The organism is Faecalibacterium sp. i21-0019-B1, from assembly GCF_042852915.1.
In the GTDB taxonomy this organism is placed as follows: Bacteria; Bacillota; Clostridia; order Oscillospirales; family Ruminococcaceae; genus Faecalibacterium; species Faecalibacterium taiwanense.
Genome location: NZ_AP031425.1, coordinates 2,083,634 through 2,098,159, shown reverse-complemented (window position 1 = coordinate 2,098,159; position 14,526 = coordinate 2,083,634). Strand labels below are relative to the sequence as shown.

Sequence of the window (14,526 nt, the reverse complement as noted above, 5' to 3'; positions counted from 1 at the left end):
TGTACCACAGCTGCAGGCTAAAAGGTAGAGAATCACACTTTTTTTGAGAGGATTTTCGTGTTACAATAAACACAGATCGTTTTTTTAGGAGGAAGTGCCCCATGCTCAAACTGGTTTTAGGCGGCTCCGGCAGCGGCAAAACGACCCTGCTCTATTCCCGCATCAAGGCCCGGGCCGAGGCAGGTCGGCGCAGCATCCTTCTGGTGCCGGAACAGTTCACTTCCAGCACGGAGGGCCGCATCTACCGGGAACTGGGCGATGCTCTTTCCGGCATGGTGGAAAGCTTTTCCTTTACCAGTCTGGCCGAGCGCATTCTCTCTGCCGAGGGCGGCGCGGCGGTGCAGACCCTTTCGGACGCGGGCCGCGCCGTGCTGGTGCGCCGCGCGCTGGAAGAGCTGCAGGATCATGTGCACTACTACTACCGCCACCGCCGCAGTGCGGCCTTCTGCCAGATGGCGGCCCAGACCATCGACGAGCTGAAAAGTGCCGGCCTTTCCGGCGCACAGCTGGCAGAGCTTGCGCCGGACTGCGGGCCGGAAAGCGGCAAGCTGAGCGAGCTGGCACTGATTTTTCAGGGGTACGAAACGCTGCTGGCGGGCACCGGCATGGACCCCGCCGACCGGCTGGAGCTGGCGGCTGACCGGCTGGAAGCCGCTCTTGCCCGGGGCGAACTGCCGGACTTTCTGCGGGAGCGGGAAGTGTTCATTGACGAGTTCGATACCTTCAACGCACCCAAAAAGCGGCTGATGGGCGCGATGCTGGCGGCGCTGCCCACCGTCACGGTGGCCCTGTGCGACGACGGTGCGCCCATGGTGCCGGGGGATATGGGGCTTTTTTCCGGCGCAAAGCAGGTGGCCGCACAGCTGCGGCAGCTGGCCCGCAAAAACGGTGCTGATGCGGTAGTGCCGGAGCTGCTGCGCCGCGACCTGCGCCATAAGGATGCGCCCGGCCTTGCGGCTGTGACAGAGCTTTTGGAGACTGGCACCTGTGAGGTGCCGCCCGCTGCGCCGGAGGTGCGGCTGTTTGCCGCTGCCAGCCGGGAAGAGGAAGCCCGCTGCACCGCTGCGGCCATCCGCCGCCTGATGCGGCAGGGCGTGCGCTGCGGCAAAATGGCTGTGGTCTGCCGCAATATCTCAGATTACCGTGCGGCCATCCGGTACGAGTTCCGCATGGCAGATATCCCGCTTTACTGCGATGAACCCACCACCCCGGAGTTCAGCGCCCCGGCTACGGCGGTGCGTGCACTGCTGGCACTGCTGCGCGGTGCGGATATGACCGAAAACCTGACCATTCTTGCCAAGACCGGCCTGTGCGCTCTGACCGAGCCGCAGGTCTGCGCGCTGGAAAACTATGCCTATACCTGGTCACCCAATGCGGCGGCATGGCGCACAAAATTTGAGAAAAGCCCCAAGGGCTTCGGCGAAAATGAACTGTCCGATGAGGATGCAAAAACGCTGGAGGATGCCGAGACTGCCCGCCAGCTGCTGGTAACAGCCGTGGACGAACTGCGCAGCAAGGTGCGGGGCGGCAGCGCCGAACAGATCAGCCGGGAACTGTATTTCTGCCTGAAAAAGCTGGGTGCAGAAGAGCAGCAGGCAGCGCTGGTGGAAGCCGTCCGCACTGCCCGGGGCATCCCGGCGGCAGAGGAAGCGGCCCGCGAGTGGAACGTGGTGATGCAGCTGCTCAACGAGATGGCCCACCTGTTGGGCGGGCAGGGTGTGACCTTTGCAGAATATGAGGACCTGTTCAGCCTGCTGCTGCGCTCTTCGGACCTTGGGCACATCCCGCAGACGCTGGATGCCGTGGTGCTGGCAAGCGCGGGCAAAATGCGTCTGGACGCGCCGGACTATGTGTTCGTGCTGGGCCTTGCGGAGGGCGAATTTCCCTGTGCACCGTCCGAGACGGGCCTTCTGACCCACGCCGACCGCGATGTCCTGATGGCAAAGCAGATCGATCTGCCGGACTGCTTTGAGAACCGCGTGGTGCGCGAGCAGGTGTGCGTTTACAAAGCCCTCACCGCACCGGCAAAGGGGTTGTGGCTCAGCTGGCCCAAGGGGCAGGGCAAGACCCTGTGCGCAGCGCTGGAACCCATCGTGGAGGCCCTGCACCCGGCGGCACCGGAGCTGGAGCTTCCCGACCTTGCAGCCACCCCCGCCGATGCACTGGATACGCTGGGCGGCTGGCCGCTGACCGACACGGAACGCGCCAGTCTGACTGAGGCGCTGCGTCTGCCGCAGACGGATGCGCCCCGGGGCCTTGCTCTGCTGCGCCGCATGGAGGAGGACCCGCCCCGGCAGGTGAACGACCTGTCCGCGCTGAGCGGCCTGCTGGGGCAGCGGCTGCGCATCTCGCCCAGCCAGCTGGAAAAATACTATACCTGCCGTTACGGCTATTTTTTGCAGTATGTGCTGGGCCTGAAGCCCCGCAGACGGGCCGAGCTTTCTGCCGACCAGAGCGGCACCCTGATGCACTGGGTGCTGCAGATGGCGCTGGACCCGCACCCGGATGCGGATAATCCCTGCGCCGGGCTGGCCCCATTTCTGGAGCTGGACGATGATGCCATGGCAGAGCTTGCCAGCCTGCTGGTGGATAAATATGCAAAGCGTTATCTGCCGGAGGATACGGCCCGGTTCACCTATCTGCTCTCGCGGCTCAAAAAAAGCATGACAAGCCTTTTGTGCTACCTGCGGGACGAACAGAGGCAGTCCTGCTTCCACCCGGCAGCCTGTGAGCTGCGCATCGGCTCCGGGGAGGACGCCGTGCCCGGGCAGGTGTATCATCTCTCGGACGGGCGCACCGTGCAGCTGGTGGGCACGGTGGACCGCGCCGACGAGTGGGTGGAGGAAGACGGCACCCGCTGGGTGCGGGTGGTGGACTATAAGACCGGCACCAAAAAGCTGAACCTGAAAGAGGTATACTGCGGGCTGGACTGCCAGATGCTTTTGTATCTGTTCAGCCTGACGCGGGATAAGAGCGGCCGCTTTACCGGTGCGGAACCGGCAGGCGTGCTGTATCTGCTGGCAGACCCGGCCCCCAAGACCACCAACCGCCAGCAGGCACAGCAGGACGTGCAGTACGAGCTGGACGGCCTTGTGAGGGACGAGCAGAAGGTGTTCGATGCCATGGATGCGGATGAGACGGGCCGCTACCTGCCCTTTGGCTACCGCAACGGTGCACCCAGCCCCAGCCAGAAGGATAAGCGTGCCGATATTGCAAAGCTCAACCGCATCCAGCTGCATCTGGATGACCTTGTAACGCAGATGGGCAGCCAGCTCTACAATGGCCGCATCGAAGCGGAACCGCTGGTGGCAGGAGCGGGCAGGAACCCCTGCATCTGGTGCGACTACAGCTTTATCTGCTGCCACGAGACCGGCATCGGCGAGCGTGCGCTGGAGGCTCCGGCCAAGCCCTTTGAGCCGGAAGAGACCGAGAACGAGAAGGAGGGTGAGCAGGCATGAGCGAACCCAAATGGACCCCGGCCCAGCGGGCCGCCATCGAGGACCGGGGCGGTGCGCTGCTGGTGAGCGCAGCGGCGGGCAGCGGCAAAACAGCCGTGCTGACCGAACGCGCCGTGCGGCTCATCACCGATCCGGACCACCCGGTGGATGCGGACAAACTGCTCATCGTCACCTTTACCAATGCGGCGGCGGCAGAGCTGCGGGCCCGCATCGGGCAGGCACTGCTGCGGCTCAGCCAGCAGCAGCCCCACAACACGAGCCTGCGCCGCCAGCGGATGCTTTTGCAGCGCGCACCCATCTGCACCATTGACGCGTTCTGTCTGGACCTGCTGCACAAGCACTTTCAGGCACTGGACATCCCGCCGGATTTTGCCCCGGCAGATCCCGGCAGCGTGGAGGTGCTGCGGGCTTCGGCGCTGGCCGAAACGCTGGAAAATGCCTACCGCGACCCGGACTTCTGTGCCTTTGCAGACCTTTACGGAAAGGGCCGCACCGATCAGGCCGCAGGCAATACCATCCTGCATGTGTACGATTTTCTGCGCGCTCTGCCGGACTATGACCGCAGGCTGGACGAATATCTGACACCATGGCAGCAGGAAAACGGCTTTGCTTTTACCTGCTGGCATGACCTGCTGCTGGCGGAAGCGGCCCGCTGCGCAAAGGCCGCGCGGGAACTGCTGACGGCAGCACTGGCAGACTGTAAGGAAGATTTTGTCCTTGCACAGGCACAGGCCGAGGAAAAAGGCAAGACCGCTGCTTCCAAGGCAAAGGCCGTGGCCGGTGTCAACGATAAATTTGCAGAGCCGCTCTCCCGGCTGGAAAGCGCCGCCGCCCTGCTGGGCGAGGTGGAACGGCTGGCTGCGGCAGGGCAGTGGACACCGCTGTACGATAAGCTGACACCCTATGTGCTGGGCATGGAGGAGATACCCGGCTTCAAGGGCATGAAAAAACGGCTGACCGGCGATCATAAGGCGGCGGTCAGGACCCGCGCAGACGAAGCCGCCAAGCTGTTTGAGCACATTACGGAGCTTGTCTCCTGCAGCGAGGAGGAAGCCGAAGCGGACCGCAGAGCGGCCCTGCCCCGGCTGCGGGCGCTGTTTGCCGCCGTGCGGGATTTTGATGCCCGCTTCTCGGCAAAGAAAAAGGAGCGCAAGCTGCTGGAATTCAGCGATTTTGAGCATCAGGCCCTGCGGCTGCTGCGCACACCGGATGGCGTGTGCACCCCGCTGTGCCAGAGCATCCGGCAGAGCTATGCCGCCGTGATGGTGGACGAATATCAGGACACGAACGCTTTGCAGGATGCCATTTACCGCTGCCTTGCTTCCCCGGCGGGGGATGACCTGTTCCTTGTGGGCGACCTGAAGCAGAGCATCTACCGCTTCCGTCAGGCCGACCCAAGCATCTTCCGGGCTAAGCTGAACGCATGGGCACCGTTGCCCAGCGGCACTGCCCGCCCCCGCCCGGAGGAGGGTACGGCAGGCGGAAACGCGCTGCTGGCGCTGGATGCGAACTTCCGCTCCGCCCCGCAGGTGGTGGCAGGCATCAACTTTATCTTTGAACAGCTCATGACCCCCCAGCTGGGCGATACGGCTTACGGCGACGGCCAGCGGCTGGTGTGCGGTGCACCCGGCGAATACGCCGGCAGCGTGGAAGCGCACTTCCTGCCCGACGACACCGCTGAGACCGACGCGGCGTGGATCGCCCAGCGCGTTGAAGAACTGGTGAAAAACGGCGAACCAGTGCGGGACGGCAGCTCCACCCGCCCGGTGCAGTACGAGGATTGCTGCATCCTGCTGGCGGCGCGCGGCGACTTCCTCGCTTATGAGGAAGCGCTCACGGCCCGGGGCATCCCGGTGTATGCGGATGCGCGCGAAAACTTGATGGAAGCAGCGCACATCCGGCCGCTGATCTCGCTTTTGAAGGTCATCGACAACCCGGCGCAGGATATCTACCTTGCCGCCGCCATGCTGGGGCCGATGTTCGGCTTTACGGACGACGACCTTGTACGCCTGCGTGCCCAGAGCGCCGCAATGCAGAAAAAGGCGCAGGAGGAACAGGGCGCGAAGGAAACGGGCAAAAGGGCTTCCCGCATGAGTCTGTACGGCGCAGTGCTGCAGGTGGTGCAGAATGGTGATGAAACGCCGTTCACCCAAAAGGTGAAGGACTTTTATGACCGACTCACCGCACTGCGGCGCATGGCCCGCAGTGCCCCGGCAGAACAGCTGCTGGAAGAGATCTTTGTCTCCACCGGCTATCTTGCTGCGCTGGGCGTACTGGAAAACGGTGCGCACCGCCGGGAAGATGCCCGGCGCTTTGCGGCTTTCTGTGCACAGACCGGTGCAAACGGCATCTCGGCGCTGGTGCGTGCCATCGACGCGGCGGCGCAGGCCGGTTCTACCGGGCAGGACACTGTGCCCGGCGGTGCGCGGCCTGGCTGTGTGACCATTATGACCATCCACCGCTCCAAGGGCCTGCAGTTCCCGGTGGTGTTCGTGGGCGACACGGCCCGGCACTTTAACCTGAGCGACACTTACCAGCCGGTGCTGCTGCACCGGGAATACGGCGCGGGCCTGCGCCTGCGCCCGGAACAGGGCGAGAGCATGTACAAGACTGCAGCCTACGCTGCTCTTGCCAGCGTCCATGCACAGGAAACGCGCAGCGAGCAGATGCGCCTTTTATATGTGGCGCTCACCCGTGCACAGGATAAGCTGATCCTCACGGTGCCGCTGGGCATGACCAAGACCGGCAATCCCTTTGCCAAGGCGGCAGCATTCCTTGCTGCGGGCGCGGGAGAAACGCTGAACCAGCAGGCGGGCAGCTTTGCCGACTGGCTGCGTGCAGCGCTGCTGGTGCATCCTTTCGGCGGGCCGCTGCGGCGGCTGGCAGGAGATCTGGAACTGCCCTTTGTGTTTACGGAAAGCGAGATCATGGTCACGGTGCAGGAAGCTCAGCCGGAGCCGGAAACACCGGGACAGGAACCGGAAGCGGCAGAGCCTGTCCCGGCAGACCCGGCATTGGTGGCTCAGCTGCAGGAGGGCTTTGCATGGCGGTATCCGGCAGCAAAACTGGCTGCGGTGCCCGCCAAGGTCAGCGTGACCAGCATCGTGCACAAGGCCGAGCAGACCACGCTGGAACGCCCTGCCTTTCTCTCCAAGGACGGACTGACCGCCGCCGAGATGGGCACGGCTCTGCACGCTTTTCTGGAACATGCGGACTTTGCCTCCCTTGCTGCTGCCAAAGCGGCGGGCACGCTGGAGGAAGCCATCCTTGCAGAGCGCCAGCGGCAGGTGGACACCCGGCTGGTGGCCCCGGAAATTGCGGAAAAACTCAATGCAGGCCGCATCCGCCGCTTTGCCGAGAGCGAAGCCTTTGCAAAGATCTGCGCAGCCGAAAAGGTGCTGCGGGAGCTGGCCTTCATCACGGCGCTGCCCGCGTCGGCCGTGCTGACGGCACAGGGAGCTTCCGCGCAGGAAGCCGCCGCCGTGCAGGATGAGCAGGTGCTGGTGCAGGGCATTGCAGACCTTGTGCTGGTGTTCCCGGATCATCTGGAACTGCTGGATTACAAGACCGACCGCCGCAAGACCGAAGCGGACTTCCTGAGCGCCTACCGCCCGCAGCTGAACCTCTATGCCCTTGCCATCGATAAGCGCTTTGCGCCGAAGAAGGTAACGTATAAGGGCATCTACTCGCTGGAGCTGGGGAGGCTGATCGAAGCGTAGGAGAACGTCGGTGCCGCCCACTCCGTCCTGCTTCCGCTCGCCAGTCCATCCAGCGTGAGAAGCCCTCGCACTTCCCGTTAAGGCTTTTTGGTCGATTTTAATTGCAGCCTACACTTTAGACCATGGCTTCGCGTCATCCTGCCGGAGTGGGCGGCACCGATGCCCGGGCAGATGCTGCTCCCTGATGGCCTGCTTTTCGGAAAAGTCATATTTTTCCCGCAAAACGCATAAAAAGTGCTTGACAGCGCTTTCTGCCTGTGGTAGAATAACCGGGTAAAGAAAGCAGCTACGGCCTGTGCCGCGCTCGCCTTGCGAGGGAAAGATCCCCCGGGCTATACCTGAAGGCAGTTCATTATGAGTGGACTGCGGCTTTGAGTGAATTTTTGCGCGGCTGTCCTGAAAATGGGCGGCCGCGTTTTCTATGCCAAATATTGCAACAAAATGGATTTTGTTTGGAGGTGCATTCATTATCGCTACCGCTGGAAAGTCGAAGGAACTGGAGATCAACGGTCAGATCCGTGACCGTGAGGTCCGTCTGATCGGTGCAGACGGCGAGCAGAAGGGCGTTGTGTCCATTCAGGTGGCCATGCGCGCTGCTGAAGATGCTGGTCTGGATCTGGTCAAGATCGCACCGCAGGCTGTTCCGCCTGTGTGCAAGGTGCTGGATTACGGCAAGTACCGTTTTGAACAGCAGAAGAAGGAGAAGGAAGCCAAGAAGAACCAGAAGGTGGTCGAAGTTAAAGAGACCCGCCTTTCGCTCAACATTGACACCAACGACTTCAATACCAAGCTGAACCAGACTGCCAAGTTCCTGGCAGCTGGCCACAAGGTTAAGGTTTCGATCCGCTTCCGCGGCCGTGAAATGGCGCACAGTGCTCTGGGCGCAGACGTGCTGAAACGTTTTGCCGAGGCTCTGCCTCAGGCATCCACCGATAAGCCGCCGGTGCTCGAGGGCCGCACGATGTCCATTCTGCTGATCCCGAAACCCAATAAGGACTAATTTTAGGAGGAAACTAAAATGGCTAAGATGAAACTGAAGACGCACTCCGGCGCTAAGAAGCGCTTTAAGCTGACCAAGAACGGCAAGATCAAGCGCGGCCACGCATTCCGCAGCCACATCCTGACCAAGAAGACCACCAAGCTGACCCGTGGCTACCGTCAGCCCAGCTACGTTGATAAGACCAACGCAGCTACCATCAAGAGCATGCTGCCCTACGCCTAAGAGCGAGCCGCAGGCAAACACATTCTATTGAGACAACTAAAGGAGATATAAAAAATGGCACGTATCAAGGGCGCAACCATGACTCACAAACGTCGTAAGAAGATGCTGAAGCTGGCCAAGGGCTTCTACGGCTGCAAGAGCAAGCACTTTAAGATGGCCAAGCAGCAGGTCATGAAGAGCGGCAACTACGCTCTGGCTGGCCGCCGCATGAAGAAGCGTCAGTTCCGCAACCTGTGGATCTGCCGCATCAACAACGCAGTTCGTCCTCTGGGCATGAACTACTCCACCTTCATGGCTGGTCTGAAGAAGGCTGGCATCGAGCTGAACCGCAAGATGCTGTCTGAGATGGCTATTAACGATCCCAAGAGCTTTGCAGCTCTGGTCGAGACCGTCAAGAACGCCTGATTAGGAACTTGAATCGTGACGCCCGCGCGTATACGCGGGCGTCCGTTTTGTATCCGGGGTTCTTACGGCAGGGGAACATGTTTTTCAGGGCAGCGCCCTGCCGCAGGAACGCTTTGTGGCAGACGCTGCCCTTTTTGCATTTTTTGAACAAGACGGCAGACTACTTTTTGAACGACAGTACAGCGAAAGGTTGAATACACACGATGGACGAAAAAATCACCAGCCGGGAAAACGCAAAGATCAAATACGCCTGCCGCCTTTCTTCCAGCGCGGCATTCCGCCGCAGCGAGGGCCGCTTTCTGGCCGAGGGCCGCAAGCTCTGCCCGGAGCTTGCCCGCGGTGCGCAGCTGGAGACCTTATTTTATACGGAAAGCGCTATGGCAAAGTGCCCGGAGCTTGCCGGGCTGCCCGGTGAACACTACCTTGTGGAAGACCATGTGGCCGATAAGCTGGCCGATGTGGGCACCCATCAGGGGGTGTTCGGCGTGTTCCGCACCCCGGTGCACACACTGGACGAGGTGAAGACCGGCGGGCGGTATCTGGCGCTGGAACGGGTGCAGGACCCCGGCAATGTGGGCACTCTGCTGCGCTCTGCTGCGGCCTTTGGCTTTGACGGTGTGATCCTGAGCGACGGCTGTGCCAGTGTGTATGCCCCCAAGACCCTGCGCGCTTCCATGGGTGCGGCAGTACGCATCCCGGTGATCGAAGCCGGTGCCATGCCCGATGCCATCACCCGGCTGCGGGAAAAGGGCATCACCTGCCTTGCTGCCGCGCTGTACAAGTCTCAGCCGCTGAGCGCGGCGCAGGCAAGCTGCCCCGGCGGCGTCTGCGTCGTCATCGGCAGCGAGGGTCAGGGCCTGACCGATGAGACCATTGCTGCCTGCAGCAGCACGGTGCGCATCCCCATGACCGACCGGGTGGAAAGCCTGAACGCCGGCATTGCGGGCAGCATCCTGCTGTGGCATTTCCGGGAGGAAAGCCTATGAGCGGCCTTGCAGGGCAGACCAGCCTTTTCCCGCCGGAGCCTGCCCCGGATCCGCTGCTGTGCTGGTTGTGGCTGGCCCATGTGCTTGGCCCGGCCAGCGTTCATGCGGGCCGTGTGCTGGATGCCTTTGGCGGTGCACAGGAAGCATGGGAAGCCCGCGATACGGCAGAATTTCGTCTTGCAGCAGGAGAGACAGCAGCTCTGCGGGCGCAGCAGCTGGCCCCGGAACAGTACCACCCGCTGGTGATGCGGTGCGATGATCTGGGTGTGCGAATCCTGCCGTTTGACGACCCTGACTATCCGCTGGCGTTTTCCCGCATCCCGGATATGCCGCTGGTGCTCTACTGCACCGGCGATCCGCTCTGGCTCAACGAGCCGGGCGCGGTGGGCATCGTGGGCAGCCGCAAGCCTACCGAATACGGTTTGAACGCAGCGGCGGACATTGGCGGGGAACTGGCCCAAAGCGGCGCTTTGATCGTCAGCGGCCTTGCGGACGGGCTGGACAGCGCCGGGCACCGCGCTGCTGTCAAAAACAACTGCCCTACCATTGCTGTGATGGGCGTGCCCATCGACCGCACCTATCCTGCGGCCAATGTGGTGCTGCGGCACAAGATCGAGCAGAAGGGCTGCGTGATCAGTGAGTACCCGCCCCGCAGTGAGGGCGTTGGCCCAAATGGATTTTTGCAGCGCAACCGGCTCATTGCGGCGCTCAGCTCTGCATTGCTGGTGGTGGAAGCGCAGGAAAAAAGCGGCACCATGTCCACCGTGTCTCACGCCGAACGCTATGGCAAGCCGGTGTTCGCGGTGCCGGGCAGCATCTACTCGCCCAATTCCGCAGGCACAAACGGCCTTTTGCGGGACGGCAGAGCGCGTGCCGTGTGTTCTGCTGCGGACCTGCTTGGCCCGCTGGGCCTGCGCCGGCAGAGCGCAGCGGCGGTGACGGCAAAGCAGCCGGAGCCTCTGAGCGAGAACGAGCGGAAGGTGCTTTCCTGCATCGGGCCGCAGCCCCTTGGCATTGAGGAGCTTTGCGTGCGCAGCGGCCTGCCCACAGCGGTGCTGCTGGGCACCCTGATGAAGCTGGAGCTTTCCGGCCGGGTGCTGTGCATGCCGGGCAAGCGGTATGTGATAAAATAGTATAATTTCTGCTGGCGCAGCACACAACAGCTGTGGTATGATATAAAAATAGAGAATCCCGTACTGTGCAGTTGCACGGTGCGTTCCTGATAGAGAAGAAAGAAAATTTGAAATGGGAGTAAACTCGAATGGCGAAACTGGTTATCGTGGAGTCGCCTGCTAAGGCGAAAACCATTGGCAAGTATCTGGGCGATGATTACGAGGTCACCGCAAGCATGGGCCATATCCGTGACCTGCCCGCTTCCCAGCTGGGCATCGATGTGGAGCACGGCTATGCCCCACAGTACATCAGCATCAAAGGCAAGGAAAAGCTCATCAAGGAATTGAAGAGCAAGGCCAAACACGCAGACGGCGTGCTGCTGGCAACCGACCCGGACCGTGAGGGCGAAGCCATCAGCTGGCATCTGGCAAACATTCTGGGGCTGGACCCCCACGAGCCGAACCGCGTGACCTTTGACGAGATCACCAAAAAGGGCGTGAAGGAGGGTATGGCCCATCCCCGCGCCATCGACGAAGATCTGTTCAACGCACAGCAGGCCCGCCGTGTGCTGGACCGTCTGGTGGGCTACAAGCTCAGCCCGTTCCTCTGGCGCAAGGTGCGCCGGGGCCTTTCCGCAGGCCGCGTGCAGAGCGTGGCCGTGCGCCTGATCGATGACCGCGAAAAGGAGATCGAGAGCTTCAAGCCCGACGAATACTGGAACGTGGATGCCACCCTCGGCGCAGGCCACAAGAGTTTTACCGCCCGGCTGGCCACCGATGCCAGCGGCAAAAAGCTGCTGCCCAAAAGCGAAGCCGAGGCCCGCGCCATTGAAAAGGGTCTGGAAGGAGCCGAGTACGTGGTGGCAGAGCTGAAAAAGGGCAAGCGGGCAAAGCAGCCCACTCCGGCTTTTATCACCAGTACCCTGCAGCAGGAGGCATCCCGCCGCTTGGGCTTTACGGCCACCCGCACCATGCGCGCTGCCCAGACCCTGTACGAAGGCGTGGACATTGCGGGCCACGGCACCATGGGTCTGATCACCTACATGCGTACCGACAGCCTGCGCATCTCGGATGAAGCCGTTGCCGCCGCAAAGGAATATATCGCAAGGGCCTACGGTGAAGCCTATATCTGCCCCTACAAGCGCACATGGAAGACCAAGAGCGCCACTGCCGCACAGGATGCCCACGAGGCCATCCGTCCCTCGGTGCCGTCCCTGACACCGGACGAGGTGGACAAGAGCATCAGCGGCGACACAGCAAAGCTCTACCGCATGATCTGGAGCCGCTTCATGGCCAGCCAGATGGCAGACTGCCAGCAGGACACCGTGTCCGTCACGGTCAGCGCGGCGGATTACCGTTTCAAGGCCAGCGGCTATACCGTTACCTTTGACGGCTTCACCGTCCTGTACGAGGAAGCCACCGACGAAAAGGAAAAGAAGGAGACCGCCCTGCCTCCGCTGGAGCAGGGTCAGGTGCTGAAGCTGCGCGACCTGAAGAGCGAGCAGAAGTTCACCCAGCCGCCCGCCCGCTACACCGAAGCGACCCTCATCAAGGCACTGGAAGAAAACGGCATCGGTCGGCCTTCCACCTACGCACCCATTATCACCACCATCATCGACCGCGGCTATGTGGAGCGCGACCAGAAAAAGCTCAAGCCCACCCTGCTGGGCCGGGCGGTGGATGGCCTGATGCTGGAACAGTTCCCCCACATCGTGGATGTGGACTTCTCTGCCCAGATGGAGAAGAATCTGGATAAGATCGAGAGCGGCAAGGCTGACTGGCACAAGACGGTGGATGACTTCTATCAGGGCTTTGCGGCAAGCCTCGAGCAGGCCGAAAAGAACATGGAAGGCAAGAAGGTCAAGGTGCCGGATGAGCCTTCCAGTGAGGTATGCGACCTGTGCGGCCGGCCCATGGTCATCAAGGTGGGCAAGTACGGCAAGTTCCTGGCCTGCAGCGGCTTCCCGGAGTGCCGGGGCACAAAGCGGCTGGTCAAGGATACCGGCGGCATCTGCCCCAAGTGCGGCAAGGGCCGTATGCTGGAGCGCAAGAGCTCCAAGGGCCGCATCTATTATGGCTGCGAGCGCTACCCGGACTGCGACTTTATGACATGGGACATGCCGGTGCCCACCAAGTGCCCCAAGTGCGGCAGCACCATGTTCCGCAAAGGCTCCAAGCTGTATTGCGCAAAGGAAGGCTGCGGCTACGAGATGCCGGTGCCGAAAAAGGACTAAAAGGATAAAACTATGAACTATAAAGTAACCGTGCTGGGCGCGGGTCTTGCGGGCTGTGAAGCCGCCCTCTGGCTGGCGGGCAAGGGCGTGCAGGTAGACCTGTACGAACAGAAGCCCGTGCATTTTTCGCCCGCACACAAAAGCGCAGGCTTTGCAGAGCTGATTTGCTCCAACAGCCTGAAAGCTGAGCGGCTGGACTCTGCTTCCGGCCTGCTGAAGGAAGAAATGCGCCGGATGGGCAGCCAGCTGCTGAATGCCGCCGAGACGGCCCGCGTGGCCGCTGGCGGTGCGCTGGCGGTGGACCGCGATGCATTCAGCGCCGAAGTGACCCGCATGGTGGAAAGCTGTGAAAATATCACCGTCCACCGGGAGCAGGTGGAGCACATCGATGCATCTGCCCCCATTCTGGTGGCCACCGGCCCCCTGACCGACGGCGCACTGGCCGATGAGATCGGGGCCTTGACTGGGGACGAGCGGCTGCACTTCTACGATGCTGTGGCCCCCATCGTCACCGCCGAAAGTCTGGACTACAACAAGGTGTTTGCCGCCTCCCGCTATGACCGGGGCGAGGCCGACTACCTGAACTGCCCTTTCAACAAGGAAGAGTACGAGAATTTCCACGCAGCTCTCGCTTCGGCAGAGCGTGCCCCGCTGCACGACTTTGACACCGGGGCCGAGCAGTCTGCTCAGCCCGACCCGGATGCCCACGGCAAAAAGGCCGACACCGTCACGGTCTACGAGGGCTGTATGCCCATCGAGATCATGGCCGCCCGGGGTGCCGACACCATGCGCTTCGGTCCCCTGCGCCCGGTGGGCCTTGTGAATCCCAACACCGGCCACCGTCCGTGGGCCAATGTACAGCTGCGCGCCGAGAACAAGGAGCGCACCCTGTATAACATCGTGGGCTTCCAGACAAACCTCAAGTGGGGCGAACAGAAGCGGGTGTTCAGCATGATCCCCGGGCTGGAAAATGCCGAGTTTGTGCGGTACGGTGTCATGCACCGCAACACCTTCCTCGATGCGCCCCGGGTGCTCAGCGCCCAGCTGTGCCTGAAAGAACAGCCCAATGTGTTCTTTGCGGGCCAGATCACCGGCTTTGAGGGCTATATGGAAAGCGCTGCCTGCGGCCTGCTGGCGGCCCGCAGCCTGTATGCCCGGCTGGAAGGCAAAGAACTGCCCGCCCCGCCTGTGGATACTATGTGCGGTGCGCTGGTGCAGTACCTGACCACCGAGAACAAGAACTTCCAGCCCATGGGCGCGAATATGGGCATCCTTCCTCCGCTGCCGGAGGAGAGCCGCCCGCGGGACAAGCGCCTGCGTTACATGGCACAGGCTCAGCGCGCTGTTGCCAGCTTCCAGCACTGGCTGGATGAAACTTCTCTTTAAGAAG

Annotated in this window: 9 protein-coding genes; all 9 read left to right on the top strand. The window is 62.0% G+C overall.

Annotation, left to right across the window (positions count from 1 at the left end; translation table 11 throughout):
* Positions 1-101: 101 nt before the first annotated feature.
* The 9 genes from ACGHP1_RS10435 to trmFO all read left to right on the top strand — a co-directional run bounded on the left by ACGHP1_RS10435 (position 102) and on the right by trmFO (position 14,522).
* Positions 102-3,458, top strand: coding sequence for a PD-(D/E)XK nuclease family protein (locus tag ACGHP1_RS10435; RefSeq protein WP_390509355.1), 3,357 nt, complete (start codon positions 102-104; stop codon positions 3,456-3,458).
* A complete protein-coding gene (locus ACGHP1_RS10430) occupies positions 3,455-7,177 on the top strand; it encodes a UvrD-helicase domain-containing protein (RefSeq protein ID WP_390509352.1) in 3,723 nt (1,240 codons plus the stop codon). The genes ACGHP1_RS10435 and ACGHP1_RS10430 overlap by 4 nt, the downstream gene beginning before the upstream one ends.
* 421 nt (positions 7,178-7,598) lie before the next feature.
* The gene (gene infC / locus ACGHP1_RS10425) at positions 7,599-8,177 is read left to right on the top strand and encodes a translation initiation factor IF-3 (RefSeq protein ID WP_005944384.1); all 579 of its coding nucleotides are present in this window, start codon (positions 7,599-7,601) and stop codon (positions 8,175-8,177) included.
* Between the two features lie 18 nt (positions 8,178-8,195).
* Complete coding sequence (gene rpmI / locus ACGHP1_RS10420) at positions 8,196-8,399, top strand: 50S ribosomal protein L35 (protein WP_005928215.1); 204 nt, start codon at positions 8,196-8,198, stop codon at positions 8,397-8,399.
* 54 nt (positions 8,400-8,453) lie between these two features.
* The gene (rplT, locus tag ACGHP1_RS10415) at positions 8,454-8,804 is read left to right on the top strand and encodes a 50S ribosomal protein L20 (protein WP_005928218.1); all 351 of its coding nucleotides are present in this window, start codon (positions 8,454-8,456) and stop codon (positions 8,802-8,804) included.
* 203 nt (positions 8,805-9,007) lie between these two features.
* Positions 9,008-9,790, top strand: coding sequence for an RNA methyltransferase (locus tag ACGHP1_RS10410; protein ID WP_337678876.1), 783 nt, complete (start codon positions 9,008-9,010; stop codon positions 9,788-9,790).
* Positions 9,787-10,923: a DNA-processing protein DprA gene (dprA, locus tag ACGHP1_RS10405; protein WP_337678875.1), complete on the top strand. Its 1,137-nt coding sequence runs from the start codon at positions 9,787-9,789 to the stop codon at positions 10,921-10,923. Before ACGHP1_RS10410 ends, dprA begins: the two co-directional genes overlap by 4 nt.
* Before the next feature lie 128 nt (positions 10,924-11,051).
* On the top strand, positions 11,052-13,136 hold the full coding sequence (topA, locus tag ACGHP1_RS10400; protein WP_390509347.1) for a type I DNA topoisomerase: 2,085 nt from the start codon (positions 11,052-11,054) through the stop codon (positions 13,134-13,136).
* A 12-nt stretch (positions 13,137-13,148) separates the two neighbouring features.
* Positions 13,149-14,522: a methylenetetrahydrofolate--tRNA-(uracil(54)-C(5))-methyltransferase (FADH(2)-oxidizing) TrmFO gene (gene trmFO, locus ACGHP1_RS10395; RefSeq protein WP_390509345.1), complete on the top strand. Its 1,374-nt coding sequence runs from the start codon at positions 13,149-13,151 to the stop codon at positions 14,520-14,522.
* Positions 14,523-14,526: the final 4 nt, after the last annotated feature.

Bases quoted from the DNA above. Each gene is read 5' to 3' on its own strand.
- ACGHP1_RS10435 (WP_390509355.1), top strand. From the start codon at position 102: ATGCTCAAACTGGTTTTAGGCGGCTCCGGCAGCGGCAAAACGACCCTG.
- ACGHP1_RS10430 (WP_390509352.1), top strand. From the start codon at position 3,455: ATGAGCGAACCCAAATGGACCCCGGCCCAGCGGGCCGCCATCGAGGAC.
- infC (WP_005944384.1), top strand. From the start codon at position 7,599: ATGCCAAATATTGCAACAAAATGGATTTTGTTTGGAGGTGCATTCATT.
- rpmI (WP_005928215.1), top strand. From the start codon at position 8,196: ATGGCTAAGATGAAACTGAAGACGCACTCCGGCGCTAAGAAGCGCTTT.
- rplT (WP_005928218.1), top strand. From the start codon at position 8,454: ATGGCACGTATCAAGGGCGCAACCATGACTCACAAACGTCGTAAGAAG.
- ACGHP1_RS10410 (WP_337678876.1), top strand. From the start codon at position 9,008: ATGGACGAAAAAATCACCAGCCGGGAAAACGCAAAGATCAAATACGCC.
- dprA (WP_337678875.1), top strand. From the start codon at position 9,787: ATGAGCGGCCTTGCAGGGCAGACCAGCCTTTTCCCGCCGGAGCCTGCC.
- topA (WP_390509347.1), top strand. From the start codon at position 11,052: ATGGCGAAACTGGTTATCGTGGAGTCGCCTGCTAAGGCGAAAACCATT.
- trmFO (WP_390509345.1), top strand. From the start codon at position 13,149: ATGAACTATAAAGTAACCGTGCTGGGCGCGGGTCTTGCGGGCTGTGAA.